Consider the following 25,160-nt stretch of genomic DNA (forward strand, 5'->3'; position numbering starts at 1 on the left):
GAGGCTCTCGAACGCTTGTTTCGCGACGCGCCGGCTCGCCGCGAGCTCTTGTGGCTCCGGGCCATGAGCAAGGGTGACCGCGACATGGCTCGCGAGCTCGAAGCTCTCGACTCGGGCCTGCGCAGGCGGCTCGCCCCAATCGTGTCGCGGCACTGGCACGAGCGACGCGCCGCGGGACCACGCTCGAAGGCCGAGGCGGAGCTGTACGATGCGGTCTACGACGAGCGCTCGGACCATCACCTGGCGCGCTTCGGCGGACGCGCCTGTTTCTGCGGGGATTGCCGGTGGAAGGCCGGCTGAAGGCCCCGGGCACGGTTCCACGGATACTTGGGTATGTGGCCCAGATCACCTTCTACGTTCCCGACGAGATCGCGCGGCGCCTGAGGCGCGACGCGAAGCGCGCTGGCAAGCGTCGCCGGGCTGGCAAGCCGATTGGTGCCAACGACATGCTCATCGCGGCGACGACCCTGGCGCACCGCGCGACGCTGGTGACCCGGGACGGCGACGACTTCCTGCGGGTCCCGGGGCTGCGCGTCGAGATCTGGTAGCCTCTGCCCGTGCTCGGCAGCTACGTCGGACAGGTCGTGGGCCTCCGCTTCGGCGAGTTCCTGGGCCGGCAGATCGCCCTCGGCGCCTGCCGCGACGACGGCGACGACGGCGACATCGACAAGCGCCCGTTTCGCGCCACGCTCGCCTCGAGCCGGCTGCCGGAGCGCGTGGACCTCCGCCCCTGGATGACGCCGGTCGAGGAGCAGGGCTCCATCGGCAGCTGCACGGCCAACGCCCTGGTCGCGGCGCTCGAGTACTTGGTCTTCCGCGAGCGCGGGCAGCACGTGGATCTGTCGCGGCTGTTCGTCTACTTCAACCAGCGGCTCTGGGACGACCGCGTGCGGGAGGACACCGGCGCCTCGCTGGTGAGCGGCATCCGCGTGCTGTCCCGGGTGGGGGTGCCGCGCGAGGCGAGTTGGCCCTACCAGAAGGACCTGTTCGCGGTGCAGCCGCCGGAGCCGGTGTTTCGGGAGGCGAGTCAGCATCGCGCCGTCGACTGGTGGAGCGTGCCGGTGGACGGCGACGCGATGCGCGGCTGCCTAGCGGCGGGGTTTCCCGTCGCGTTCGGCACCCGCGTCACCGAGTCGTTCGTGAAGACGCCGCCGAGCGGCATGTGCGGCATGCCAGCCGGCGCGGACGACCCACGGCACGGCCGGCACGCGCTCCTCTTGGTGGGCTACGACGACGCGCGGCGCGTGTTCGTCGTGAAGAACTCGTGGGGCGACGACTGGGGCGATCGCGGCTACGTGTACATGCCCTACGACTACGTGCTCGACCCGCGCCTGACGCAGAGCGGCTGGGCGATCCGGCTCACCACCCGCGACGCCTTCGACCCGCACCAAGCACCGGCGGTGAACGCCGTTGCGGTTCCGCGGGCGCCCCCGGAGGGTGCCGGCGCGACGCGCACCGTGGCGACGGTGGCCAACGTCGGCGCGCAGATCGCGGTCGGCGCCCTCACCGGCAGCGGCTTGCTCGGCGGGTTGGCGGGCGGCTTGCTCGCCGGGCTCACGCCGGGCGTGGCGCGCGTGGTGCGGGGGCGCGACCGGGGCGCCTTCGTCGATCGCGATCGCAGCGAGGAGATCCTGGCGATGCTGCGCGGGCCGGGCACGACGCAACACCGAGAGCGCCTGCCCTGGGACGACGGCTTCGACGAGGAAGCCGCCGGCTTGGCCGGCACGGCCGCTGCCGCTGTCGCCGTGGCCGCGGTTGCCGTGGCGCCGCGACCGCAACCGACCGCTCCGGCTGCCGCGCCGCGACCGCCGCCTTCTGCGCCGGCGGCCCCGCCGGCACCGAGCGTCGATCTCGTCGCCCGCTTGCCGAACCGCATCGCAGAGGTGTGGCGCGAGCAGGGCGGCCGCACGGGCTCGCTCGGCGCGCCCATCTCCGAGCCGGTGCGCATGCACGATAGCGGCTGGGGCGGGAGCGTGGTGCGCTTCGAGAAGGGCGGCGTCTTCGTCTGGGATGCGCCACCCGACGCCCCGCCTGCGCGTCCGTTCGTGCTCTCCGCGAGCGAGCGCGCCTTCTCTCGCTGGGTCGAGCTCGGTCAGGGGCGCTCGCCGCTCGGCTGGCCCAGCGCGCCGGTGCAGGTCGCTGCCGACGGCTCCACCCGCCTGCTCTGGTGCACCCGGGGCGTGCTCTTCGACCGCGGGCCGAACGGCGTTTTCGCGCTCTTCGGCTCGCTCTTCGCGCACTGGCAGTCGCTGGGTGGGCTCGCCAGCGACCTCGGTCATCCGGTCGCCGATCAGAGCGTGCCGGACGACCCGCGCGAGCCGGAGACCATTCGCTTCGAGCGCGGAGCGCTGTGCTGGACCGCCGCGCGCGGGGCGTGGCGCGAGCCGCTCACCTGAGACCGACGATGCGCCCGTCCACCACGTCGATGTTCTCCGAGGCGGGGTGCTTGGGCAGACCAGGCATACGCATGATGTCGCCGGTGAGCACCACCAGGAAACCCGCTCCGGAGTTGATCTGGATGTTGCGGACCGTGACCTCGAAGTCGGTGGGCCGACCGCGGCGGTTCGGGTCGTCGGAGAGCGAGTTCTGGGTCTTGGCCATGCACACGGGCAGCCCCGCGTAGCCGAGGCGCTCGACGTCCTCCAGGTCGCGCTTCGCGGCCGCCGTAAGCTCGACGTCGTTGGCGCCGTAGATGCGCTGGCAGATGGTGCGGATCTTGTCCACCACCGGCGAGCTCCAGTCGTAGAGCGGCTTGAACGGTTTGGGCGTCGCCTCGGCGTGCTTGATCAGCGCCTTGGCCAGATCGAGCGCCCCCTCGCCCCCGCGCGCGTGGTGGTCGCTGAGCGCGAAGGGCACGCCAGCCTTCTCGCAGAAGCGCCGGACGACGGCGATCTCCTCGTCCGAGTCGGCGCCAAACCGGTTCAGCGCCACCACCGGTGACTCGCCGAAGCAGCGGATGTTCTCGATGTGCTTCTCCAGGTTCGGCAGGCCCGCCTCGACCGCGGCCACGTTCTTTCCGGCGAGGTCGTCCTTCTTCACGCCGCCGTGCATCTTCAGGGCGCGGACCGTGGCGACCAGCACCACGGCGGCCGTGTCCAGACCGGCCCCGGCGCACTTGATGTCGAAGAACTTCTCCGCGCCCAGATCGAAGCCGAAGCCCGCTTCGGTGACGGTCCAGTCGGCGAAGTGCATGGCCATGCGCGTGGCGAGCACGCTGTTGCAGCCGTGGGCGATGTTGGCGAAAGGCCCGCCGTGGACGAAGCAAGGCGTGCCTTCCAGAGTCTGCACCAGGTTGGGCATCAGGGCGTCCTTCAGCAGCGCGAGCACGGCGCCGGTGGCCTTGAGCTCCCCGGCGGTCACCGGCTTGCCCTCGAAGGTGAAGGCCACCAGCGTGCGATCGATGCGGCGGCGCAGGTCGTCGTAGCCGTCGGCGAGGCACAACATGGCCATGACCTCGGAGGCCGCGGTGATGTCGAAGCCGGTCTCGCGCGGCACGCCCTGCATCACACCGCCCAGGCCGATGATGACGTTGCGCAGCGCGCGGTCGTTCATGTCGATGACCCGGCGCCACAGCACGCGGCGCGGGTTGATCTGCACTCCGGACGAGAAGTGGATGTGATTGTCGAGCACCGCCGCCAAGAGGTTGTGCGCAGCCGTGATGGCGTGGAAGTCGCCAGTGAAGTGCAGGTTGATGGAGTCGGCCGGCATCACCTGGCTGTAGCCACCGCCGGTCGCGCCGCCCTTGACGCCCATGCACGGCCCGAGCGAGGGCTCGCGCAGCGCCAGGCAGACCGACTCGCCGAGCTTCGACAGCGCCTGTCCGAGCCCGATGGTCGTGGTGGTCTTGCCTTCTCCGGCCGGGGTCGGCGTGATGGCCGAGACCAGCACCAGCTTGGGCGGACGCGTGCGCCGGCGCGGCTCGTTCAGCACGGAGAGCTCGACCTTCGCCTTGTCGCGGCCGTAGGGGATCAGGCGTTCGTGGGAGATGCCGAGCCGGTCGGCGATCTCGGCGATGGGTCGCGGCGTGACCGAGCGAGCAATCTCTGCGTCCGTCTTCATTCCGGCGATGATACCGCGCTTGCTCGCCGTATTGCGCCGGCGTAAGCGTGGCCCTAGAGGTTTCACCATGACCGAGATCGCCATCATCGAAGCCGTCCGTTCGGCCGTCGGCCGCGCTCACAAGGGGTCCCTCGCGCTGAAGCGGCCGGATGAGCTGGCCGGAGACGTGATCCGGGGCTTGCTCGCCCGGGTCCCCGGGGTCTCACCGGCCCAGATCGACGACGTGGTGCTCGGCTGCGCCATGCCCGAGGGCGAACAGGGCCTGAACGTGGCGCGGCTGGCCGCCATCTTGGGCGGCGTCCCGGTCGAGACCAGCGCCATGACCATCAACCGCTTCTGCTCGAGCGGTCTCCAGGCCATCGCCCTGGCGGCGGGCTCCATCGCGCTCGGTCACCACGACATCGTGATCGCGGGTGGCGTCGAGAGCATGAGCACGGTGCCGATGACGGGTAACAAGATCAGCGCCAGCCCGGAGCTGATGGAGACCATGCCGAGCGCCTACACGCCCATGGGCATCACCGCCGAGAACGTGGCCAAGCGCTTCGAGATCAGCCGCACGCAGCAGGACGAGTTCTCGCTCGAGAGCCAGGAGAAGGCCGCGGCGGCCCGCAAGGCCGGCAGGTTCGAGGACGAGGTCGTCACCGTGCAGGCCATCGAGTTCGCGGCCGGGCAGCGCAGCAAGCGCGACTTCAGAAACGACGAGCTGATCCGCGAAGGTCTCTCGCTCGAGGCGCTCGGGCAGCTCAAGCCGAGCTTCATGCTCGGCGGCAGCGTCACGCCGGGCAACTCGTCGCCGCTCTCGGACGGCGCGGCCGCCGCTCTGGTGATGACGAAGGCCAAGGCGAGCGAGCTCGGGTTGAAACCGAAGGCCTACTTCCGCGCCTACACGACCGCCGGCGTGGACCCGGCCATCATGGGCATCGGGCCCATCCCCGCCGTCCGCAAGCTGCTGGGCAAGACCGGCCTCTCGATGGCCGACATCGACCTGTTCGAGGTGAACGAGGCCTTCGCCGCGCAGGCCGTTTACGTGCAGCGCGAGCTGGGGATCCCCGAGGAAAAGCTCAACGTGAACGGCGGCGCCATCGCCCTCGGGCACCCGCTCGGCTGCACCGGCGCCAAGCTCACCGCGACGATCATCCGCGAGCTCGAGCGCCGCGGAAAGAAGCGCGGCATCGTGACCATGTGCATCGGCGGCGGCATGGGAGCCGCGGGTCTGATCGAGCTCGCCTGACTCAACTCCCGCAGGCGCTGGCGCAGCTCACCGAAATGCAGCTCAGGTAGCCGGTGAAGCTCGTCTTGCCGGCGGCGTAGGCCGGACAGGCGGTGTCCGCGCAGGCGAGCAGATCACCCAGCGTCTGCGCCGACTGGCACTCCGGTGCCATCGACAGGCAGTTCATCAGGCCGCCGCAATTCGCGTCGTAAGCGCAGGCTTCGGCCTCCTTGCAGCACTGACTACCGATGCAAGCGTCGCAGGTCGGATCGCCGACCTGGACCGAGCAGGTCGCGCCGCCGCTGCCCGCGTAACCGCCGGTCGCCCCCGTGGCGCCATAGCCGCCCGTGGCGCCGCTGCCACCCGTAGCGCCACTCCCACCCATCGCGCCGCTTCCACCCGTCGCGCCGTAGCCGCCGCTCCCTCCGGATGCGCTTCCTCCGCTGCCGCTGGCGCAGATGGCCTGGCACTTCGCGAGCGTCGAGCCCGAGCACAAGCACATCTCCGTGCAGGTCGAGCAGACCCCGCAGGTCGGCGCCTGACACGAGCCGATCGCGGCACCTCCCGCGCCGACAGTCAGGTCGTTCACCGGCTCGGCGCACGCGCCCAGAGCACACAACAGCACCAGCAAGGTCGCGCGAGGCAGACCACTCCCGATCATCCGAAGCTCCTTTCGCCGGACGCATGACGGCGACTCACGCTCGCCCGCGCCTCCGGATCCCCGTGTTCGGCGGTCTCCGATGCGCCCACCTTGGGGTGCATTCACGGAGCTTTGCTCACATTGGCGCCGGAAATGCGGGCCGCCCGGCCGGGGTCGCACGAATTGCCGTCCTGGCCCAGGGAACGCTCCGAGGCCCGCGCCGACAACCTCAATGATCTCCGGCTCCGGAGGGCGCAAGTGGATCCATGGCACGACGGATGCACCCCTTCGAGACAACCCAGGTCACCCATCCCCGAGTCAGGAGGGACCGTCATGTACTCAATCGCAGCCATCAAGGCCGCAGTGGCGATCGCTTCGCTCGCGCTCGGCGCGGGCGCGGTCGCAGTCACGGTCGGCATCCAGAAGAACCCGCTCCTCTTCACCAGCTCGGAGCCTCGCGTGGTCGAGGTGCCGTACGTGCCTCGACAGATCCCGGCCGTGCCGCCGCCGGTCGCAGTGGTGAGCATCCCCGAGGTGGAGATCGCCGCCGCACCGCAGAAGTTCGAGACCAAGGCGGTCGTGAAACGCTTCGCCGCACCGAAGCCGGCGAAGGCTCCGGTTCCCAGGGTCGAGGTCATCGACCCGACCAAGGACCGCGTGATCCCGGCGCCGTGCAACGACGGCGAGTACCGCAAGCTCGACGAGCGCCAAGGCGTGCGCCTGATGTGTCCCGGCAGCCTCTGAGCCTGGGTGAGCGTCTCCACGTCGCCCGCGCCTCCCGCGTCTCTCCCGCGGGCGGCGTGGAGGACGAGCTCGCCCGAGCCTTGACGCATTGGTCGGATGTCCTATGGTTTCGTGTGTTTCGGCTGGCCGCCCTCTTCCACCTGTTCGCGCTCGTGCTGCTGTGCGTGGGGTCGGGGAGAGCGAGCGTCGTCTCCGAGCGTGAGCTGATCGCGGCGCGTTCCGCGACGCCGGAGCTCGCGCTGCAGTGTACGACGGCCCGGGCGCCGCTTCGCCTTCGGCTCGACGAGCGGCTCGGCCCGTTCCAGCTGCCCGCGCCGAGCTCCGTGGAGCTGCTTTCGCTGCACGACCCTGCGCGGGTCGTCGTCCTCGGAGTAGCCCCCGAGAGTCCATCCCGCCTCGTCGATCACCGCGCGCTGATCCGCCAGCTCCGTCGTTCCCAGCACCGCCCGCCAGCTCACGCGGACGCCTGACGCTCGACCGACCAAGCCTCCCGACGGGACCAGGCTCGCTGCTGGTCTCGGCGCGCGCTTCGCCGTCCGGCGGAGTGCCCAACGACCGGTGTGATGACCCTGGAGCGTGTCACGCCGCCGGACCACCTCCCCAATCTGCCACCAACGAGTGAGCTCTCCCAATGACCGATCGCAGTCAGCACCAGACGACACACCACCAGCAGTCCCTACCCGCACCCGACGCCCTCCGCTCGTTGCTCGTCCCGCTCGACCTGTCCGCGAACGCAGACCGCGTGGCAGGCCGCGCCGCGCTCTTGCCGCTGGCTCGAAGCGCAGAGCTGACGCTCCTGCACGTCATGCCCAAGGGCTTGCCGCCAGCCTCCGCGCGCAAGGCGAAGGCGCTGGCTCACGAGGCGCTCGGCTCCACCGCGCGACGGCTCGAGCAGGCGTTGCCCAGGAGCCTCCGCATCCAAACCGTGACGACGAGCGGCAGCCCTGCGGTCGAGATCGCCCGCTACGCCGACGCTTCCGGCGCCGAGCTGACCGTGATGGGCCGCGGAGGTAGCCGAGCGCTGCGCGACGTCTTCCTCGGCTCGACGGCAGAACGCGCCATCCAACGTGGAAAGGTCCCGGTGTTGGTGGTCCGACTGCCCGTGGAGGCTCCGTATCGGCGGCCTGCGCTCGCGCTGACCCTGGACCCCGCCGTCCCGCACGCGCTCACTTGGCTGTTGCGGCTGATCCCTCCGCCACGGACTCGCGTGGAGGTGATCCACGCCTTCGACGTCCCCTTCGAGGGGTTGACCGACCTCACCCTGGACGACGCCGAGGAGGGCCGCAAACGCCATGGCGAGCGCGTCGAGCGCGAGCTGGTGAGCGTGCTCCAGAGCGCGCTCGCCCGGGCCGGCGTCCCGCCCGCGGGCACGCCCACCTGGCGGACACACGTGCGGCACGGCGATCTGAAGACGGTCGTCGTGAGGACGGTCGAGAAGACCAACCCCGACCTGTTGGTGCTCGGCGCAGAGTGCTACTCGGGCATCACCCGCGCATTCTTCGGGATGACCGCCGGCGACGTGCTGCGTGAGGTCTCCTGCGACGTGCTGGTGGTCCCACCCTCCGAGCCGGGATCTCGGACGAGCTGAGCGAGAGGGCAGCATCGTGCACGACATCAGCGTCCTCATGACCTTCGCCGGAGGCCTCACCGGGGCCCTGCTCCTCGGCTTCCTGGCGCATCGACTCAAGGTCTCTCCCATCGTCGGCTACCTGCTAGCGGGTGTGGCGGTCGGCCCGTTCACGCCGGGCTTCGTCGCCGATCGCGCCATCGCGGAGCAGTTCGCCGAGATCGGCGTCATCCTGCTGCTCTTCGGCATCGGCCTGCGCTTTCACCTGAAAGAGATGATCGCGATGTGGCGCGTGGTCGTGCCCGGGGCGCTGCTCCAGAGCACGATGTCCACGCTGGCGCTGGCGCTGCTCTTGCGCTCGCTCGGCTGGAGCTGGGCCGCCGGGCTCGTCTTGGGCATGGCGATCAGCGTGGCCAGCACCGTCGTCATGGCCCTGGTGCTGGCCGAACGGCGCGATCTACACGCCCCGATTGGCTACATCGCGATCGGCTGGACCGTGGTGGAAGACCTGCTCACGGTCATCATGCTCCTCCTCTTGCCGATCTTGTTTGCGCCGAGCGGGGTCGCGAGCTCGAGCGCGGGCGCCGCCCTCGGGCTGGCCGGCGTGAAGGTCGTCGGGCTGGTCGCCGTGGTGGTGGTGCTCGGCCGATGGGTGATCCCAGGCGCGCTCGAACGCATCGAGAAGACCCGCTCGCGCGAGCTGTTCACGCTCTCGGTGCTGGTCCTGGCGGTGGGCATCGCGGTCGGATCCGCGCGACTCTTCGGCGTCTCGATGGCCCTCGGCGCGTTCCTCGCAGGGCTCGCCGTCGGGCGCTCCGAGTTCGCGGCCCGCGCTGCCGGAGACGCGGTGCCGATGCGCGATGCCTTCGCCGTGCTCTTCTTCGTCTCGGTCGGCATGCTGTTCGACCCGCGGAGCCTCGGACAGGCCCCGCTCGTGATCGCGGCGGTGCTGGGGGTGGTGGTCGTCGTCAAGCCGATCGCCGCCATGCTCAGCGTCCGGCTGCTCGGCATCCCGTGGGCGACGGCCGTCCCGGTCGGGGCGGCCTTCTCCCAGATTGGCGAGTTCAGCTTCATCGTCGGCACGGTCGCCCGCGAGCTCGGGCTCATCGGCGACGCCGGCTGGAACGCGCTGGTGGGTGCGTCGATCATCTCGATCGTGCTGAACCCCGTCATATACCGCTGGGCTCGACGCGTCTCGTCGAAGGGACCCGACCTCGCCGCGGCCACCGACCGAGCGCGCCAGGAGATCGAGCCGAATCGCAGCATCCTGGTCGGGTACGGCCCGGTCGGCCGGATCGTCCACCGACTGCTGACGGAGCGTGGGGCCGAGGTCACGGTGATCGACCTCAACCTGGACACGGTGCGCGGTCTTCGCGCCGAGGGCTTCGCCGCGGTCTACGGCGACGTGCTCCGGGCCGGGACCCTCGACGAAGCGGGCATCGCCACGGCCGGCAGCCTGATCCTCAGCGCGGACGTCGAAGACAGCGCGGAGCTCATCAGGCAAGCGCGGCTCGCGAACCCCGACCTGCGCGTGCTCGCGCGCTGCACCCACCTGCGCGACGCCTCCGCGCTACGCCGCGCCGGCGCGGACGTGGTGGCCGCCGGCGAGGCCGAGGTCGGCGTCGCCCTGGCCGAGGCGGTGACCGCCGACGACCAGGTGGACCAGGACCGAGCAGTCGAGCAACGCTTCGAGATCCGGAGCCGTCTCTACGCCGCCCCCGCGGCCGAGCGCTAGCGCGGGGTCAGAGCTTCCGATCGAGCGTCCAGAGGATCCAGTTCTGGTGCGAGACGGCGCTGGTCACCCGGAAGCCCTGCGCGCCGAGCTGCGCCAAGTATCGAGTCACCTCGGCGTTCGAGCCCGCCTGTGACTCGCGCTGGCCGTTCGAGAAGAACACCGTGAAGCTCGGCGTGAAGGTGTTCGGATCCTGGCTGGACGACGGCGCCCAGTACCACTCGATCATGCAGGCGTCGTAGCGTTCCACGACGACTACCCCGCGCGCCGCCGGCGAGCTCCGAAGGCGAGCGCTGCGAGACCCGCCAGCGCCCAGCCGCCCGGCGTCGCGTCCCTACCGGACGGCACGCGACACTTGCAGCCTTGGGGATCGGGCGTGAAGGTGGGCTCGGCCCCACCCGTGCCGCCGCCGTCGCTCCCGGCGCTGCCGCCGGTCGAGCCCCCGCCGCCTCCCGTGCCCGACCCGGCGGTGCCGCCGGACCCAGCCGCGCCGCCGGACCCGCTGTCGGTGCCGCCGTCGGGGACTCCGCCGTCCCCCGTCAGCACGCAGGTGCCCGCCTTGCACTTGCCGCCGGTGCACGGCGTGTCGTCGGGCTGAAGCGTCTCCGCCGAGCACTGGCCCGTACCTGGGGTGCAAGTGCCGGCCTTGTGGCACTCGTCCGTCGCGGTGCAGGTGACGGCGGCACCTCCCTTGCAGCTGCCATTCTCGCACTTGTCGTCCTGCGTGCAGGGATCGTTGTCGCTACAGGAATCGGTGTTGTTCACGTGTTTGCAGCCCGTGGTCGGGTCGCAAGAGTCCGTGGTGCACGGGTTGTTGTCGTCGCAGTTGAGCGCGCCGGACCCGGTGCAGGTCCCGTTCTGGCAGCTGTCCGTCTGCGTACACTTGTTGTTGTCGTCGCAGCCCGTGCCGTTGGTCTCGTTCGGATAGGTGCACACTCCCGAATTGCAGGTGTTCTTCGTGCACGGGTTGCTGTCGTTGCAGTTCAGCCCGCCGGTCCCGGCGCACACGCCGTTCTGACACTGGTCGCCGGTGGAGCACGAGTTGCCGTCGTCGCAGGCCGTACCGTTGGCTTCGTTCACGAAGACGCAGCCGGCGCCGGCCACGCACGAGTCCTTGGTACACGGGTTGTTGTCGTTGCAGACCTGCGGCGTCCCCGGCTTGCACGAGCCGCCGGAGCAGCTGTCGTTCAGCGTGCAGCTGTTGCCGTCGGAGCAAGCGTTGGTGTTGTTCGTGTAGCTGCAGCCGGCGGAACCGCAGCTGTCCGTGGTGCAGGGGTTGCCGTCGTCGCAGCTCAGCGGCGTGCCGCCGCCGCAATTCCCCGCGGTGTCGCACTTCGTGGCGACGGTACACGGGTTGGCGTCGTCGCAGGCGGTCCCGCTCGCGAGCGGCGTGTACTTGCAGCCCGTGGCCGGGTCGCAGCTGTCGGCCGTGCAGACCTTGCCGTCGTTGCAGCTCACGGTGCCGCCGCCGATGCAGGCCCCCGGCGCGGTTCCGCTGCAGTGATCGCCGGTCGTGCAGGCGTTCCCGTCGTTGCACGCTTTCGTGCTCGGCTCGGGCGTGTGCATGCAGCCACCGGCCGACGAGTTGCAGGTGTCCACCGTGCAAACGTTGTTGTCGTTGCAGGGGTTCGGGACGCCCTTGCACGTTCCGTTGCCGTCGCAGGTGTCGTTGATGGTGCAGGGATCGCCGTCGTTGCAAGCGCCCATGCTGTAAGTCGCGACGCACTCCTCGCAGTTCTGCGTGCAACAGGGTTGGCACGTGTAGACGGCGCAGGCGTTGTCCGGCGGGCAGGTCTCCGGCGTGCCGACGCAGTAGCACGTCAGCCCTTGCTGCTGCTCGGCTACCGGTTCCCGCGGGACCCCTTCGTCCGCGCTGCAACCCGTGGTCGCCAACAGGGCACCCGCGCCCGCGAGGAACAACACGCCGATGACTCTGTTCGCCTTCATGCTGGTGCTCCTCAAAACCGGCCCGAGAGACCCGCCGCCTGGTAACCCACCCACGGCGTCACGCCCGCCGTCTCTTTCGTCTGCTTCTTGCCGCTGAGCAGGAACAGCGTGACCCCCGCGGCGAGCCCCACCCCACCCGCGATGAAGCCGACGGTCGCCAGCGTCTGTTTCTGGCCGGCTTCATCGTAGAGGTCGTCGATCTCCGACTTCTTGCTGACCGGGCAGCCCCCCTCGCAGAGGGCGTCCGCGTCCTTGCGCTTGCCCGAGGACTGCAACGCGAACAGCGTGCCGAGGCCCAACCCCACCACGCCGACGCCGACGGCCGCGTAGGACGCGATGCGCATGCCGTCGCTGCCGCCTGCGCTCCCGCTGTCGGCGCTGACGCCGGTGCTGGCTGCCGCCGACGACGCCGGGCCCTGTTCCGCGGGGGCCGTGCCCGCTTCAGCGCCGCTGCCGGGCGTGAGCTCGAGCTCGATGGACTCCTTGGCGCCCTCTGCCAGCTTGATCTTCTTCGACGCGCCGTTCATTCCGTCGGCGCTGGCCGCCACTTCGCGCTCGCCGGGATCGACCGGTCGAGCCACGCCGATCATCTGCGCGGGGATGGCGGCTCCGTCGACCGTGACGGTCACCTGCTTCCCCTCGGCGCCCTTCACCACGACCTTGAGCATCGGGATGCGCGGCTCGAGCTCCGCGAGCTCCTTCTTGGCGTCGGTCTGCGCGTTCACGAAGGCGGCGGGAGCGTTGGCAGCGAGGCTCTCCCGGGCGACCTTTCGGTAGTTCTCCCGAGCCTTGACCAGCTGCCCGAGCTTGACCTGCGCGCGCGCCAGGAACAGCAGGTGTGGCGGCGCGTGGTAGAGCGACTCGGCTCGGATGAAGAGGTCCGCGGCCTCGGCGTAGTTGCCCGACTGAAAGGCGGTCGCGCCTTGCTCGGCCGCGGCGCGCGCGTCCGCCTTCTGCTCATCCGTTTGAGCGGCGGCGGGCGTCGCCAGGACCCCCAGAGCCACCGCGAACAGCACTGCCCGCATTTGCACTCGTCTCCCTTTGCCCAACCACGGAGGCTACCACAGAGCAGCAGGGAAACTCCGCGATTTCGCCGGGTGTGGCTCGATGCGGGACGCTAGGGGCCGTACCGGTTACACTCGGGGGTCTCGGGGTCGAGATGCCGGTAACGCTCGGTGAGGTGATCGACGGCAAGTACCGGATCGAGCGGCTGCTCGGCGAAGGGGGCATGGGCGCCGTCTTCGAGGCCGAGAACGTGCGCATTCACCGGCGCGTGGCCATCAAGCTCCTCCACCCGCACGTCGCGGAGATGGGCGCCATCGTGCAGCGCTTCGAGCGGGAGGCACAGGCCGCCGGCCGCATCGGCAACGACCACATCATGGAGGTCCTGGACCTCGGCACGCTCCCGGACGGCTCCCGCTACATCGTGATGGAGTACCTCGACGGTGAGCCGCTCGCGATGCGCATCGAGCGGCTGGGCAAGGTCCCCGCCCGCGAGCTGGCCGAGCTGACCTTGCAGACGCTGGAGGGGCTGGGCGCGGCCCACGCCGCGGGCATCGTCCACCGCGATCTCAAGCCCGACAACATCTACATCCTCAAGGAGAAGGCCGGCCGGCGCGACTTCGTCAAGCTGATCGACTTCGGCATCTCCAAGTTCCAGAAGGGCGGACCGGAGGGGATGCAGATGACGCAGACCGGCGCGGTGCTGGGCACGCCCTACTACATGTCCCCCGAGCAAGCCGCCGGCTCGCAGGAGGTCAACGCGAGCACCGATCTCTACGCCATCGGAGTCATCCTCTACGAGGCCGCGACGGGACGGCGGCCCTTCGAGTCGGACTCGTTCCAGCAGCTCCTGTTCCAGATCGTGCTGGGCGAGTTGCCGGACCCGAAGACGCTGAACCCCGAGCTCGACGACGGGTTCGTCAGCATCATCCTGAAGGCCATGTCGCGCGATCCGGCGTCGCGCTTCGAGAGCGCCGCGGCCTTCTCGACGGCGCTGCGCGAGTGGCTCGCGAGCGGGAAGGCCGTCGTGGTCCCGCCCAAGTCCACCGTCAACCCGGCGCTCGCCGGCATCGTCGCGCCCACCTTGGTGCAGGAGGCTTCGCCGGTCGCCGGCGTCACCGCGAGCAACGACACCTCGGCCGCGGGCAGCTGGGCGCAGTCCCACGCTTTCGAGGCCCAGCCACCCAAGAAGACCAAGGGGCTCTTGATCGGCGCCGCCGCGGCGGTGCTCGTGGTCGCTGCCGTCGCCGTCGTCGCGCTGGCGCGTCTCGGCTCGCGCACACAGCCCGCGACCGCGACGCCGGAGCCGTCCGCGGAAGAGGCCGCTGCAGCCGTGGGCGTCGTACCCGGCGCGCCCGCGGTGCCGGAGCTGCCCGCCCCGCCGGGCGACACGCCTGCCGCGGCCGTCCCGATCGCGGCGGGCACTCCAGTTCCCACGCGCCCAGGTCTACCCGCGCCACCACAAGTGCCCGGGGCGCCACCCGCGCCGAGCGGCGCGGCCGCTCCTCCGCTGCCGTCGGCGACGCCCGAGCCACCTCAGGCGCCTCCGCCCCCGCCGGTCGCGCCTCCTCCGCCGAAGCCAAAGCCCACCGGGCAGCCAGGCACGGACTTCGGCTACTGACGCTTGGGAGGCGCCGGCAGTCCGGCTTGCTTCCGGATCTTCTCCACGTCGAGCTTCTCGACGTATTCGATCAGGTTCTTCCAGATCGAATGAAAGCCGAAATTGCCCTGGGTCATCTCGGCGATGGCCTCTTGCTTGGTCCAGCCCTGCACGAGGATGCGATAGATGGCCGTCATGGTCCCGGTGCGGTCGGCGCCGTGCTGGCAGTGGACGAACACGGGCTGCTTCGCCGGATCGGTGACGATCTTCAGGAAGCGCACCACGTCTTCATCCTCGGCGTGCCAGGCCTTGAAGCTGATGTGCTCGTAGCCGAGCGGCAGCTTGCCGATCTCGTCGCGATCGGAGTTGACGGCGCGCAGGTTGACCACGGTCTTCACGCCCAGCTTCTGGAGCTCGGCCATGCCTTCGGCGCTGGGCTGCGCGCCGCGGTAGTAGCCGTCACCGAGCTTGTGCAGGTTCGGTAGCCCGGGCTTGTCCACCCGCACGGCCCAGCTCGCCGGGCGCTCGGCAGGGCCCGCGCTCGCAGAAGCGCTCGCAGAAGCGCTCGCAGAAGCGCTCGCCGTCGGCGCCACCGCCGGGCTCACGCTGGCCGCGCTCGAGGCGTCGCCCCGCTCCTCCGCCCGCGTCGTCGCGCAAGCGACGGCCAAGGGCAACAGCAACCACGCCGCGGTCTCCACCGACCGGGAGAATACCACTGGGCTAGACCGCCGGCGCCGTCTTGCGCGCCTCACCGATCTTCTTCTTGGCCTTGCCCATCTTGGCGAAGAAGGTGTGGTCCAGCCACTCCGTGAGGGGCAGCGCGACGTAGATCGACGAGTAGGTGCCGAGCACGATGCCCACGATCAGCGTCAGCGCGAAGTCCTTGAGCGTGCCCGTGCCGAAGAAGAACAGGCCGCCCAGGCTGAACACCGTGGTCCCGCTGGCGAGCAGCGTGCGGTTCAGCATCTCCGAGATGCTGTGGTTGATCAGGCTGTGGAAGCTCCTGCCTCTGAGCTTGCTCAAGTTCTCGCGCACGCGGTCGAAGACGATCACCGTGTCGTTGATCGAGTAGCCGACGATGGTGAGCACGGCGGCGACCGTCGTCAGGTTCACCTCCCTGCGCACCAGCACCAAGAAGCCGAGCACGGTGACCGCGTCGTGCAGCATGGCGAAGACCGCGCCGGGGGCGAAGCGCAGGTCGAAGCGGAAGGCGATGTAGGCCATGATGAACACGATCGAGATCGCGATGGCCTTGAGCGCGGCGTCGCGCAGCTGAGCGCCGGCCTTGGGCCCGATCCACTCGGACCGCATCGGCTCCGCCGGCACCTTGTCGGCGCCGAGCTTGTCGCGGAGACCCGCCATGAGCTGGTCGCCCTTGCTCATCAGCTGGATCTCGACCTTGTTGTCACGCTCGCTCTGGAGCGAGGGGTTGTTCGCGCCGGGGCGCAGCGCCAAGCCACCGACCGCCGCGATGCGTTCCTTGATGAACGCCATGTCGGGCGCGTCGCGGAAGCGCGCGGTGATCTTGTCGCCTCCCGGGCTGAACTTGACCTCGGTGGCGCTTCGGTTCGGCGTACACACGTCGGCGGGCAAGCCGTCGCCGACGCACAGGCTCTTCTCGACCTCCGCCTGCTTCTCCGGCGAGATGGTCGTGACCTCCTGGACGCGGATGATGTAGTGGTTCTCGTTGTTCGGGTCGTCCACCCGGATCACGTCCGGGTGCGAGAAGCCGATCGCCTTGACCGCCGACGAGACGTCGCTCGCCGAGACCTTGCCGGTGAAGCCGACCTCGATCTCGGTGCCGCCTTTGAAGTCGGTGCCCATGCGCAGACCGAGGCCCGGCGCGAAGATGCCCACGAGCGCGGCGAAGAACGCGATGAGCGACAGCGCAATGAACAGGCGGCGCTGCCCCATGAAGTCGTACACGCGGCCGAGCGGAATCAGGTTCATGGTGTCATCCGATGTCGAGGTGCGTCTTGCGCCCGAAGCCGCGAGCCCAGAGCTCGTAGAACACGCGACTGGCCACCACTACGGTGAACAGGTTGATGGTCACGCCGACCATCAGGGTGACGGCGAAGCCCTTGATGGGACCCGAGCCGTATTGAGCCAGCACGATGCCGGAGATCAGCGTCGTCAGGTTGCCGTCGACGATGGCCGAGAGCGCCCGGCCGAAGCCGATGTCGATGGCGGCGCGGGGGCTCTTCCCCGCGCGCTGCTCCTCGCGTATGCGCTCGTTGATCAGCACGTTGCCGTCCACGCCCATGCCGACGGTGAGCGCGATGCCGGCGATGCCCGGCAGCGTCATCGACGCGCCGAACATCGCCAGGGTCGCGAGCTGAAGGAAGACGTTCATCAACACCGTGAGGTCGGAGATGAGCCCGCCGCGCCGGTAGTAGAAGAGCATGAACAGGAGCACCAGCCCGCTGCCGAGCCCCGCGCCGCGCACGGCCAGGCCGATGGCCTCCTTGCCGAGCGACGGGCCGATGCGCTGCTCGTTCGAGGGTGAGATGGGCGCCGGCAGCGCGCCGGAGCGCAGCACCAGCTCGAGCTTGCGCGCGTCGCGCAGCTGAATGTCGGGATCCTGCGCGCCCATCGTGATCTGCGCGTGACCGCCGGCGATGCGGTTCAAGATCACCGGCGTGCTCTCTACGCGACCGTCCAGCATGATGGCGAAGCGCTTCTTGACGTTGGCGCCGGTGATGCGCTCGAAGGCCTTGCCGCCCGACTCGGTGAAGGTCAGCGCCACGTGCCAGCCGCCCATGCTCTTGCCGCCCTGCTGGTCCGGCCGGGCCTGGGCCTCGGTGACCTGGGCGCCGGTCAGCTCCGCGCGCGACTTGAGCAGGTAAGTGCGCCAGCCAGCCTCGCTCTGCTTCAGCGTGTCCGGGTTCGTCTCGTAGACGATCTCGAAGCCGAGCTCGCGGTCCTGCGGAGGAGTCAGCGTGGCCGCCCACTCCTTGAAGCGCTGGAGCGTCTCCTTGCTCTTCTCCTCCGGCTTCTTCTTCAGGTAGGCGTAGGTGATCTGCTTGTTCTTCTGGTCGCCGCTCTCGTCCAGGCCGATGGGCGCCACCTCCCGGGCGAACTCCAGGCCCTCCGGCAGGCTCTCCTTGGTCGCGGTCTTGGCCACCTCACCCAGGTAGTCCGTCTCGTCGTCCAGCAGCTTGAACTCGAGGCGCGCGGTCTGGCTGATGATGTCGCGGATGGTGGCGAAGCTGGCCTCGTCCTCGCCCGGGACCTCGACGATGATGTCCTCGTTCCGGGTCGAGACGCTGGCCTCCCGCAAGCCGAGGTCGTCCACCCGGCGCAGGATGATGTCCTTGGCCTGAGCGACGGCGCGCTCGCGGATGCCGCTCTCGGCGACCTCGCGGACGCGGAACACCCACTTCCTCTTGTCCTCGCTCTGGGTGAACGTGAGGTCGCCGCGGAATTTCTCCAGGAAGCGCTCGTCGATCTTCGCCGGGTCGTCCTTGACGTCGAAGCGGATCTCGTTGGCGGGCTTGCGCGGGGCCTCGATGGCCACCTTCTCGCGCAGCTTGACCAGCGCGTCTTCGCTGGGCAGCTCGTCGCCGGTGTGGAGGCCATAGACCTTGGCCAGCTCCGCCCGCATCTGCTCGTAGTAGCGATCGCGCTTGTCCTTGACGGCCTCGTCGACGTCCACCGTGTAGACCAGTCGCAGGCCGCCGCGCAGATCGAGGCCCGCGACCAGGCGGAACTTGTTGTGCTCCTCGACGTACGACGGGCACGGCAACTTGCCCCCGGTGAGCCGCTCGAGGGAGGGCCAGAGCACGAAGAATCCGGTCACCACCAGGGTGAAGACCAGCCCGGCGCGCAGGCGCCACGGCGTGTCGACGAGCTCGACCGCCATGAAGCCGCTCCAGAGCGCCAGGATGCCGAACATCACCATCGGCCAGAAGGCGTGGAAATACGCGCCGGCTGCCCCGGACGCGGCGAGCGCGGCCGCGAGCCAGAGCGAGATGCGGTGCGCGCGTTTCACCCAGCCCAGGGCCAGGAACATCAGCGCGAACGCGCCTAGGACGAACGTGACGGGATTGATCTGCGCGAGCACGACTCAGTCTTTCTTCGCTGGCTGGACGTCGCCGGTGTCTTTCCCCACCAGCCCCGATTTCAAGAGCTCCACCTTCACTCCCGGGGCCAGCTCCACCTTGGCGTAGCGGTCGCCCATCTCGACGAGCTTGCCGACGAGCCCGGACTGAGTAAGCACTCGGTCACCCTTCTTCAATGCGACGATCGCGGCTTGTTGCTTTTTCTGCTGCGAGCGCGACGACCAGAACATGATGAAGAGCAGCGGGAGCAGGAGCAGGATCGGGAACAACATCGACATGGCGCCCGGCTGCTCGCCGGCGCCTGGCGGCGGTTGCTGCGTCTGACCCGGCGCGGGTTGCGCCGGCTGCGGCGGCGGGGCGCCCGGCGCCTCCGGACGACCCGGGGCTGGAGGGACTGCCTGGAAGAAAGAGGTCAACGCGATGTCTCCTGGATGAAAACGCACGGCGTCGCGGGGGGTCCTCGGGCGACCGCACGGCGAGCGCGAGACGCCTCCCCGGCGGAGCGGCGAAGCTCTCGAAGCGCCGAAGCCGCCGGCTCATACCCAGTTTGTGGGGGGTCCGCAAGGAGACGGCGGGGCCTAAACGTCGGTGCAGGGGTGGCACCCTCTCCTCGCGGGGCGGGGGGAAGCGACGAGCGGCGACGCTCATCACGGGGTGAAGCTGACCCAGGGCGGCCGCCTTGACACTGACCTAGCCGGAGGGTAGTTGGATTCCCCCTTGCTTTCTGAGGGTTTCAACTTCCAGGCGCGTAGCTCAGTGGTAGAGCACTACCTTGACACGGTAGGGGTCGTTGGTTCAATCCCAATCGCGCCTACGACTTTCTTCATGCTGACCGGGACTGCTTGAGCTGATGGCGGACGTGCATCGCACGCCGCGCGAGCTCTTGCAGGCCCGCGGGGAGCTCGCAGATGACGTCGTCGCCGTGCTGGCGAACGGCGCCATCGTCGATCTCCATACGCCGGTCGGCGAGGACGCAAAGCTCGAGCCGCTCCGGGTGGGTGACCCGCGTGCGCTTCAGGTGATCCGCCACTCGGCCGCGCACGTGATGGCCGACGCGGTCCAGCGGCTGTTCCCGGGCACGCAGGTCACCATCGGCCCCTCGATCGACAGCGGCTTCTACTACGACTTCGATCGCCCGGACGGCCCGTTCACCGACAAGGATCTGGAGCGCATCGAGAAGGAGATGAGGAAGATCATCTCCGGCAAGAAGCCCTTTACTCGCGAGGAGATGACACACGCTGAGGTGCGGGCGCTCTTCGACGGCATGGGCGAGAAGTACAAGTGCGAGATCATCGACGGCATCGCGCAGCGCGGCGAACGCATCAGCGTGTACCGTCACGGTAGCCCGGGCCGCAAAGAGGGCAGCTGGTTCGACGTCTGTGCGGGACCCCACGTGCCCCACGCCGGGCATTTGGGCGCGGTGAAGCTCACCACCGTCGCCGGCGCGTATTGGCGCGGCGACGAGCGCAACCCGATGCTCCAGCGCATCTACGGCACGGCCTTCCCGTCCCAGGCGGAGCTCGACGCCTACCTGAAGCAGCTGGAAGAGGCCAAGGCCCGCGACCACAGGAAGCTCGGCAAGGAGCTCGAGCTGACGATGTTCCACGAGTACGCGCCGGCCATGCCGTTCTTCCTGCCGCGCGGCGCCAGCGTCTATCACCGGCTCATCGAGTACGTGCGCGATCTCTACGTGGACTACGGCTACGAAGAGGTCATCACCCCGCAGGTCTTCGACAAGAAGCTGTTCGAGACCAGCGGCCACTGGGAGAACTACCAGGACAACATGTTCCTGAGCGTCACGCGTGACGCCTACCAGGACGTCGTCGCCGGCAACCCGGAAGCGCTCGCGGCCATCGAAGCCAAGGGCGCCCGCGACTGGTTCGCGAGCTGGGTCGAGGGCTCGGTCCGCACGGGCCTGAAGCCGATGAACTGTCCGAGCCACTGCTTGATCTTCGGCCAACGCAAGCGCAGCTACCGAGAGCTACCCTGGCGCGTCGCCGACTTCGGCCGCCTGCACCGCTACGAGCGCGGGGGCGTAGTCCACGGGCTCGCCCGCGTCCGCACCTTCTGCCAGGACGACGCGCACATCTTCTGCACGCCGGAGCAGATGGTGGCGGAGATAGCCTCGTTCAACAGCCTGCTGTTCGAGGTCTACAACGCGTTCGCGTTCGACAAGGTCGCCATCAAGCTGGCGCTCCGGCCGGAGAAACGCGTCGGCACCGACGAGATGTGGGACCGGGCGGAGGCGGCGCTGGAGCAGGTGCTGGTCGATTCCAAGCTCCCGTTCGAGAAGCTCGACGGCGAGGGCGCCTTCTACGGCCCGAAGCTCGAGTTCCACGTCACCGACGCCATCGGCCGGAGCTGGCAGCTCGGCACCATCCAGGTGGACTACTCGATGCCCGAGCGCTTCGGCCTCGAGTACATCGGCAACGACGGCGCCGCGCACCGCCCGGTGATGCTGCACCGAGCGATCCTCGGCTCGCTCGAGCGCTTCTACGGCGTGTACCTCGAGCACTGCGCGGGCAAGTTCCCGGTCTGGCTCGCTCCCGAGCAGGTCGCGTTGCTCACGGTCAGCGAGAAGCAGGCCGAATACGCCGAGCGCGTGGCGCAGGAGCTCCGCGCGGCCGGCCTGCGCGTGATCGTGGACGCCGGCGCCGACAAGCTGGGCGCCAAGATCCGCAACGCGCGCAACATGCGCCACCCCTACCTGGCGGTGATTGGCGACGACGAGATGAACGCCGGCACCCTCTCGGTGCGCTCCCGCGAGCAGGGCGAGCTCGGGAGCCTGACCATTCTCGCCTTCACCGAGCGTCTGCTCGGAGACGCGCGTCCACCCAGATTGAAGACTCACGCGGCGTCGCCGCGAGAACAGGACTCGACGATCAGCACATGAGCAACGGGCGAAGATTCAGCCGCGATCCGCGGACTCCCCAGATCCGCATCAACCACCGCATTCGAGTACCGGAGGTCCGCGTCGTCGCAGAAGACGGCTCGAACCTTGGGGTATTGGCCACCGGCGACGCCATCCGGCGGGCACAGGAGGCCGGCCTCGACCTGGTCGAGGTCAACCCCAAAGGCACGCCTCCAGTGTGCAAGATCCTCGACTTTGGCAAGTACAAGTACGAGGAGAAGAAGAAGCAGCGCGAGACCAAGCGCAAGCAGACGGTGGTCGAGGTCAAGGAGATCAAGCTTCGCCCGAAGACCGACGACCACGACATGGCGGTCAAGGTCCGCGCCGCGCGCAGGTTCGCGGAGGCCGGCAACAAGGTGAAGTTCACCGTGCGCTTCCGCGGTCGCGAGATCACCCACCCCGAGGTCGCGCAGCGTCAGGTCGAGTACCTGCTCAAGCAGGTGGAAGACCTGTGCAACATCGAGCAGTACGCGACGATGGAAGGCCGCGCCATGGCCGCCCTCGTGTCGCCGAAGCCGGCCGTCCTTCAGCGCGTCGCCCAAGAGCGCGCTCAGCGCGAGAAGGACCGAGAGAAGGCCCGCGAAGCCGGCCTCAGCGAGCCCTTCCACGAGCCGCCGGAGGAGGAAGAGGAAGAGCTTCACGAGCCCGACGACGACGACGACGACGACGACGACGACGACGACGGCGACGGCGGCGAGAAGACCTGACGGAAGGCTGCGGCGCCCGCGCGCCTATCGCTTCAGCAGCCCCGTGATGCTCGGCGGCAGCACGCCGGCGAAGTACGCGCCGACCACGCCGCCGATCAGCACCAGGACCAGGAAGAACGCGATCAGCCCGCCCTTGCCGCCGGACTTGGGCGGCACCGGCATGGACAACGGCTGCTGCTGCTGAAACTGCGGCAGCGGACCCGACGGCGGCGAGTTCAGCACCACCGCCGACGACGGGCCCGATGACATCGGACCGGGCGCGCCGGACGGCGTGCGGTGCCGGCCGGAGAGCGTGTCGTCCTCCAGCGCAGCGAGGTTTCCCAGCTCGAACGACGCCGGGGACGCACCCGGCGCCGGGGTCGAGGCCGGGTCCAAACCGATCTGGCTCCCCCAGTCCGGCTGGCCGTCGAAGGACCCGATGTTGAGAGGCGCCGCGCCGATCTCCGCGCTGGAGCGGTCCGCGCTGTCGCCCCCTTGCAGCGAGGTGAACTCGAAGAGCGCCTCCTCGATCAGCGAGCCGATGATCGACTTCTTCTTGTCGCGCTGCTTGACGTCTTCGCGGCTCCTGACGATCGGCTCGACGAGCGCCGCAATGTCGAAGGACGACACCGGGTGCCCGGAGTGGAAGAGCAGGTCGTTCAGATCGCGGCCGAGATCGCGCGCGCTCTGGTAGCGCTGAGCCGGATCCCGGGCGAGCGCCTTGGCCAGCACGCGGTCGAGCTCAGCGGTGGCGTGCGGGTGAAACTGCTTGATCGGCGGGATGCGCGCGGCCTGGACCTGGCGCACGGTGTCCAGGTCGCTGTCACCGAGAAAGAGGCGGCGCCCGGCCAGCATCTCCCACAAGATGATGCCGACGGCGAAGATGTCGGTGCGGTGGTCGATGGGCTGACCGAGGGCCGCCTCCGGCGACAGGTAGCTGAACTTGCCCTTGATGATGCCCGGCTCGCTCTTCTCGAGCTGGCTGTTCGCCTTGGCCAGGCCGAAGTCCACGATCTTGACCTCGCCGTGGCGGGTGATGAGCACGTTCGGGGGCGACATGTCGCGGTGCACGATGCCGAGCGTGTGCCCGTGCCCGTCGCTGGCCTCGTGGGCGTAGGAGAGGCCTTCGCAGATGCGCAGGCAGATCAGCGCTGCCAGCTCCAGCGGGAAAGGCTTCCCGCCGCGGCGCGCCTGGTCGATGATCGCCTTGAGATCGGCGCCATCGACGTACTCCATGACGATGAAGTAGGTGTTGTCGCCGACGCCGATGTCGAAGACCTGAACGCAGTTCGAATGGGAGAGGTGCGCGGAGAGGCGCGCCTCGTCCAGGAACATGCCGATGAACTGCTTCTTCTCCGACAGGTGCGGGAGCACGCGCTTGATGGCGACGGTCTTCTTGAACCCTTCGAGACCCGCGCTCTCCGCGCGGAACACCTCGGCCATGCCGCCGGATGCGATCTTCTCGAGGACTCGGTACCGTTGTTGTTGGGCCATCGCGGTGTGCAGCGTCGAGCACGAATACGCTCGAGTCCAAGCGCGAAAGGCAGCCTAGGCGCCCGCGGGAGCGGGGGTCAAGAACGAGGATCTTCGCTGAATTTCGGCGGAGTGCAACGACTTCACGCTTTCGTCTCGCGAAAGCGCGCCAGGCGCCGGAGCAGATCCAGGTGCCCCTCCGGAACGGGGTCGAACTGCCCCGCCTCGAACAGGTTCCGGCTCGACGCGTCTTCTTTCATCGCCACGAGCGCGGCGACCAATCTGCGCCGCGTCGAGCCATCGACGCGCTGGCTCACGGCGATCACGTCGCCGGGGATAGGCCCGACCAGGAGCAGAACCCGAACGGCGCTCGGCGCGACTCCCTGCGCGAGCCACGGCGCCGAGGCGAGATTACCCGTCACCGGATCGAGCGCGACGTGGGTCGCCCCCACGTCGGCCGTCTCGTCGAGCACCGCCCGAGTCACCGCCTCGTGGGTGCCGAGCAGCGCTTCACTGGCGAACGCTTCGGCGAGGCGGATACCCATCGAGCGCAAGTGCCAGCGGGGCACGAAGTAGCCCGAGGCGCTGTCCTTGGACACCCAGGCGGCCCGGGCGCCGCGGAGGTCCTCCGGTCGGGTGAAGCGCGACTCGGTCCTGGCGAACAGGGCGGAGTAGTAGCCAGCTCGCGCGGAGCGGTGGACGACGACCACGCTCTGGGCCGCGGACTCGTCCTCCAGGTCGATGGCCACCAGGGGTGGAGCCCAGACCACGTCGAGCTCGCCGGCGAGGGTGCCCGCCTTGAGGTCCGCGTAGCTGCCGAGCAGGCGGGGCTGAACGGATAGCCCGGTGGCGCGGCCGAGCTTCTCGCAGAAGCGAGCGAGGGAGTCCGCGGTAGCCGACTCCGCGGAAACGGCGGCGAACTTGAGCGGGGACACCAGGGCTCCGTATGCCCCCGTTTGCCCGGGAAGTCACCCCACCCCGCGGACGGGCCACGAACTTGTGCTATGAGCCAAGCCATGGCGTCCCACCACCACGACGAGACCGACGGCGTCGTCGTCTCCCACCCTACGGAAGAACCGGAAGTGCTCGATGCCGACGAGCCGCGCACGCCGGGGTGGATGCCTCTGCTCGGCGGCGTGTTGTTCTTGAGCGCCGCGATCTTCTTCGTGGCCACCCAGCCCCCCGGCAAGACGACGGAGGAGCTCCAGCGCGCCGCCCAAGCGGCCGCCGAGGAAGCGAAGGCCAAGGCAGCGCCGCCCCCGGCACCTGCACCCGCCCCAGCGCCGATGCCGGCTCCGGGCGGGGCGCAGCCCATGCCCAAAGGCGGTTGAGGCAGCTGAGCCCGCCGGTCGGCGGGCAAGAAACGAAAAGCAGCGGCGGTCGCCGGCGCGCGCACAGAAAGCGCTCGCATTCGGCGACGCCTCATGCAATATCCCGCGTCCCTTCCCGGGGTCGTAGCTCAGCTGGGAGAGCGCCTGGATGGCATCCAGGAGGTCAGGGGTTCGATCCCCCTCGACTCCACCAAGTC

Annotated in this window: 22 protein-coding genes and 2 tRNA genes; 13 read left to right on the forward strand and 11 right to left on the reverse strand. The window is 69.3% G+C overall.

Features of this window, described 5'->3' with window-relative positions:
- Positions 1-152: 152 nt before the first annotated feature.
- Both HS104_21310 and HS104_21315 read left to right on the forward strand, forming a co-directional pair.
- A complete protein-coding gene (locus HS104_21310; protein ID MBE7482508.1) occupies positions 153-548 on the forward strand; it encodes a type II toxin-antitoxin system VapC family toxin in 396 nt (131 codons plus the stop codon).
- Between the two features lie 9 nt (positions 549-557).
- Complete coding sequence (locus tag HS104_21315) at positions 558-2,396, forward strand: hypothetical protein (GenBank protein ID MBE7482509.1); 1,839 nt, start codon at positions 558-560, stop codon at positions 2,394-2,396.
- On the opposite strand, the gene HS104_21320 is transcribed toward HS104_21315, so the two are convergent.
- Entirely contained in the window at positions 2,389-4,059 is a 1,671-nt protein-coding gene (locus tag HS104_21320) for a formate--tetrahydrofolate ligase (GenBank protein MBE7482510.1), read from the reverse strand. The genes HS104_21315 and HS104_21320 overlap by 8 nt on opposite strands.
- 67 nt (positions 4,060-4,126) lie before the next feature.
- Between HS104_21320 and HS104_21325 the strand changes: the two genes are divergently transcribed.
- Positions 4,127-5,290 (forward strand): thiolase family protein, encoded by a 1,164-nt coding sequence (locus tag HS104_21325; GenBank protein ID MBE7482511.1) that lies wholly within the window; start codon positions 4,127-4,129, stop codon positions 5,288-5,290.
- Position 5,291: 1 nt separating this feature from the next.
- Here the strand turns inward: HS104_21325 and HS104_21330 are convergent, their stop codons facing one another.
- On the reverse strand, positions 5,292-5,930 hold the full coding sequence (locus HS104_21330) for a hypothetical protein (GenBank protein MBE7482512.1): 639 nt from the start codon (positions 5,928-5,930) through the stop codon (positions 5,292-5,294).
- Between the two features lie 312 nt (positions 5,931-6,242).
- Between HS104_21330 and HS104_21335 the strand changes: the two genes are divergently transcribed.
- From HS104_21335 to HS104_21350, 4 genes are all read left to right on the forward strand, one after another.
- Positions 6,243-6,653 carry a hypothetical protein gene (locus HS104_21335; protein ID MBE7482513.1) on the forward strand — a complete coding sequence of 137 codons (411 nt, stop codon included), beginning with the start codon at positions 6,243-6,245 and terminating at the stop codon, positions 6,651-6,653.
- 113 nt (positions 6,654-6,766) lie between these two features.
- Positions 6,767-7,123 (forward strand): hypothetical protein, encoded by a 357-nt coding sequence (locus tag HS104_21340; GenBank protein ID MBE7482514.1) that lies wholly within the window; start codon positions 6,767-6,769, stop codon positions 7,121-7,123.
- 161 nt (positions 7,124-7,284) lie between these two features.
- Positions 7,285-8,241: a universal stress protein gene (locus HS104_21345; GenBank protein MBE7482515.1), complete on the forward strand. Its 957-nt coding sequence runs from the start codon at positions 7,285-7,287 to the stop codon at positions 8,239-8,241.
- A gap of 13 nt (positions 8,242-8,254) precedes the next feature.
- A complete protein-coding gene (locus HS104_21350) occupies positions 8,255-9,955 on the forward strand; it encodes a cation:proton antiporter (protein ID MBE7482516.1) in 1,701 nt (566 codons plus the stop codon).
- A 7-nt stretch (positions 9,956-9,962) separates the two neighbouring features.
- Here the strand turns inward: HS104_21350 and HS104_21355 are convergent, their stop codons facing one another.
- The 3 genes from HS104_21355 to HS104_21365 are packed head-to-tail and all read right to left on the reverse strand — an operon-like array spanning position 9,963 to position 12,924.
- The gene (locus HS104_21355) at positions 9,963-10,202 is read right to left on the reverse strand and encodes a hypothetical protein (protein MBE7482517.1); all 240 of its coding nucleotides are present in this window, start codon (positions 10,200-10,202) and stop codon (positions 9,963-9,965) included.
- 5 nt (positions 10,203-10,207) lie between these two features.
- Complete coding sequence (locus HS104_21360) at positions 10,208-11,899, reverse strand: hypothetical protein (GenBank protein MBE7482518.1); 1,692 nt, start codon at positions 11,897-11,899, stop codon at positions 10,208-10,210.
- Between the two features lie 11 nt (positions 11,900-11,910).
- Positions 11,911-12,924 carry a hypothetical protein gene (locus HS104_21365; protein MBE7482519.1) on the reverse strand — a complete coding sequence of 338 codons (1,014 nt, stop codon included), beginning with the start codon at positions 12,922-12,924 and terminating at the stop codon, positions 11,911-11,913.
- A gap of 134 nt (positions 12,925-13,058) precedes the next feature.
- On the opposite strand from HS104_21365, the gene HS104_21370 reads away from it, so the two are divergent.
- Positions 13,059-14,522, forward strand: a complete 1,464-nt coding sequence (locus tag HS104_21370) for a serine/threonine protein kinase (GenBank protein ID MBE7482520.1) — start codon at positions 13,059-13,061, stop codon at positions 14,520-14,522.
- Here HS104_21370 and HS104_21375 read toward each other — a convergent pair.
- Genes HS104_21375 through yajC form a run of 4 tightly spaced genes read right to left on the reverse strand, consistent with a single transcriptional unit; the run spans position 14,516 to position 18,840 of the window.
- A complete protein-coding gene (locus HS104_21375; protein ID MBE7482521.1) occupies positions 14,516-15,199 on the reverse strand; it encodes a tyrosine-protein phosphatase in 684 nt (227 codons plus the stop codon). The genes HS104_21370 and HS104_21375 overlap by 7 nt on opposite strands.
- A gap of 22 nt (positions 15,200-15,221) precedes the next feature.
- Positions 15,222-16,451 carry a protein translocase subunit SecF gene (secF, locus tag HS104_21380; GenBank protein MBE7482522.1) on the reverse strand — a complete coding sequence of 410 codons (1,230 nt, stop codon included), beginning with the start codon at positions 16,449-16,451 and terminating at the stop codon, positions 15,222-15,224.
- Positions 16,452-16,455: 4 nt separating this feature from the next.
- Positions 16,456-18,564 carry a protein translocase subunit SecD gene (gene secD / locus HS104_21385; protein ID MBE7482523.1) on the reverse strand — a complete coding sequence of 703 codons (2,109 nt, stop codon included), beginning with the start codon at positions 18,562-18,564 and terminating at the stop codon, positions 16,456-16,458.
- A gap of 3 nt (positions 18,565-18,567) precedes the next feature.
- Entirely contained in the window at positions 18,568-18,840 is a 273-nt protein-coding gene (yajC, locus tag HS104_21390; protein MBE7482524.1) for a preprotein translocase subunit YajC, read from the reverse strand.
- 464 nt (positions 18,841-19,304) lie between these two features.
- Here yajC and HS104_21395 point away from each other — a divergent pair.
- From HS104_21395 to HS104_21405, 3 genes are all read left to right on the forward strand, one after another.
- Positions 19,305-19,376, forward strand: a tRNA-Val gene (locus HS104_21395).
- A gap of 36 nt (positions 19,377-19,412) precedes the next feature.
- The gene (thrS, locus tag HS104_21400; protein MBE7482525.1) at positions 19,413-21,455 is read left to right on the forward strand and encodes a threonine--tRNA ligase; all 2,043 of its coding nucleotides are present in this window, start codon (positions 19,413-19,415) and stop codon (positions 21,453-21,455) included.
- Positions 21,452-22,180, forward strand: a complete 729-nt coding sequence (locus HS104_21405) for a translation initiation factor IF-3 (GenBank protein MBE7482526.1) — start codon at positions 21,452-21,454, stop codon at positions 22,178-22,180. Before thrS ends, HS104_21405 begins: the two co-directional genes overlap by 4 nt.
- Before the next feature lie 24 nt (positions 22,181-22,204).
- Here HS104_21405 and HS104_21410 read toward each other — a convergent pair whose 3' ends face one another.
- On the reverse strand, positions 22,205-23,653 hold the full coding sequence (locus tag HS104_21410; protein MBE7482527.1) for a serine/threonine protein kinase: 1,449 nt from the start codon (positions 23,651-23,653) through the stop codon (positions 22,205-22,207).
- A 122-nt stretch (positions 23,654-23,775) separates the two neighbouring features.
- Positions 23,776-24,567: a phosphate/phosphite/phosphonate ABC transporter substrate-binding protein gene (locus HS104_21415; protein ID MBE7482528.1), complete on the reverse strand. Its 792-nt coding sequence runs from the start codon at positions 24,565-24,567 to the stop codon at positions 23,776-23,778.
- 81 nt (positions 24,568-24,648) lie between these two features.
- Between HS104_21415 and HS104_21420 the strand changes: the two genes are divergently transcribed.
- Positions 24,649-24,963 (forward strand): hypothetical protein, encoded by a 315-nt coding sequence (locus tag HS104_21420; GenBank protein ID MBE7482529.1) that lies wholly within the window; start codon positions 24,649-24,651, stop codon positions 24,961-24,963.
- Between the two features lie 117 nt (positions 24,964-25,080).
- Positions 25,081-25,156: transfer RNA gene (locus HS104_21425), tRNA-Ala, on the forward strand.
- Positions 25,157-25,160: the final 4 nt, after the last annotated feature.

The sequence above is a fragment of the Polyangiaceae bacterium genome, assembly GCA_015075635.1.
Lineage (GTDB): Bacteria > Myxococcota_A > Polyangia > Polyangiales > Polyangiaceae > JADJKB01.

Bases quoted from the DNA above. Each gene is read 5' to 3' on its own strand.
- HS104_21320 (MBE7482510.1), bottom strand. From the start codon at position 4,059: ATGAAGACGGACGCAGAGATTGCTCGCTCGGTCACGCCGCGACCCATC.
- HS104_21325 (MBE7482511.1), top strand. From the start codon at position 4,127: ATGACCGAGATCGCCATCATCGAAGCCGTCCGTTCGGCCGTCGGCCGC.
- HS104_21330 (MBE7482512.1), bottom strand. From the start codon at position 5,930: ATGATCGGGAGTGGTCTGCCTCGCGCGACCTTGCTGGTGCTGTTGTGT.
- HS104_21335 (MBE7482513.1), top strand. From the start codon at position 6,243: ATGTACTCAATCGCAGCCATCAAGGCCGCAGTGGCGATCGCTTCGCTC.
- HS104_21345 (MBE7482515.1), top strand. From the start codon at position 7,285: ATGACCGATCGCAGTCAGCACCAGACGACACACCACCAGCAGTCCCTA.
- HS104_21360 (MBE7482518.1), bottom strand. From the start codon at position 11,899: ATGAAGGCGAACAGAGTCATCGGCGTGTTGTTCCTCGCGGGCGCGGGT.
- HS104_21365 (MBE7482519.1), bottom strand. From the start codon at position 12,924: ATGCGGGCAGTGCTGTTCGCGGTGGCTCTGGGGGTCCTGGCGACGCCC.
- HS104_21370 (MBE7482520.1), top strand. From the start codon at position 13,059: ATGCCGGTAACGCTCGGTGAGGTGATCGACGGCAAGTACCGGATCGAG.
- secF (MBE7482522.1), bottom strand. From the start codon at position 16,451: ATGAACCTGATTCCGCTCGGCCGCGTGTACGACTTCATGGGGCAGCGC.
- yajC (MBE7482524.1), bottom strand. From the start codon at position 18,840: ATGTCGATGTTGTTCCCGATCCTGCTCCTGCTCCCGCTGCTCTTCATC.
- thrS (MBE7482525.1), top strand. From the start codon at position 19,413: ATGGCGGACGTGCATCGCACGCCGCGCGAGCTCTTGCAGGCCCGCGGG.
- HS104_21405 (MBE7482526.1), top strand. From the start codon at position 21,452: ATGAGCAACGGGCGAAGATTCAGCCGCGATCCGCGGACTCCCCAGATC.
- HS104_21410 (MBE7482527.1), bottom strand. From the start codon at position 23,653: ATGGCCCAACAACAACGGTACCGAGTCCTCGAGAAGATCGCATCCGGC.
- HS104_21420 (MBE7482529.1), top strand. From the start codon at position 24,649: ATGGCGTCCCACCACCACGACGAGACCGACGGCGTCGTCGTCTCCCAC.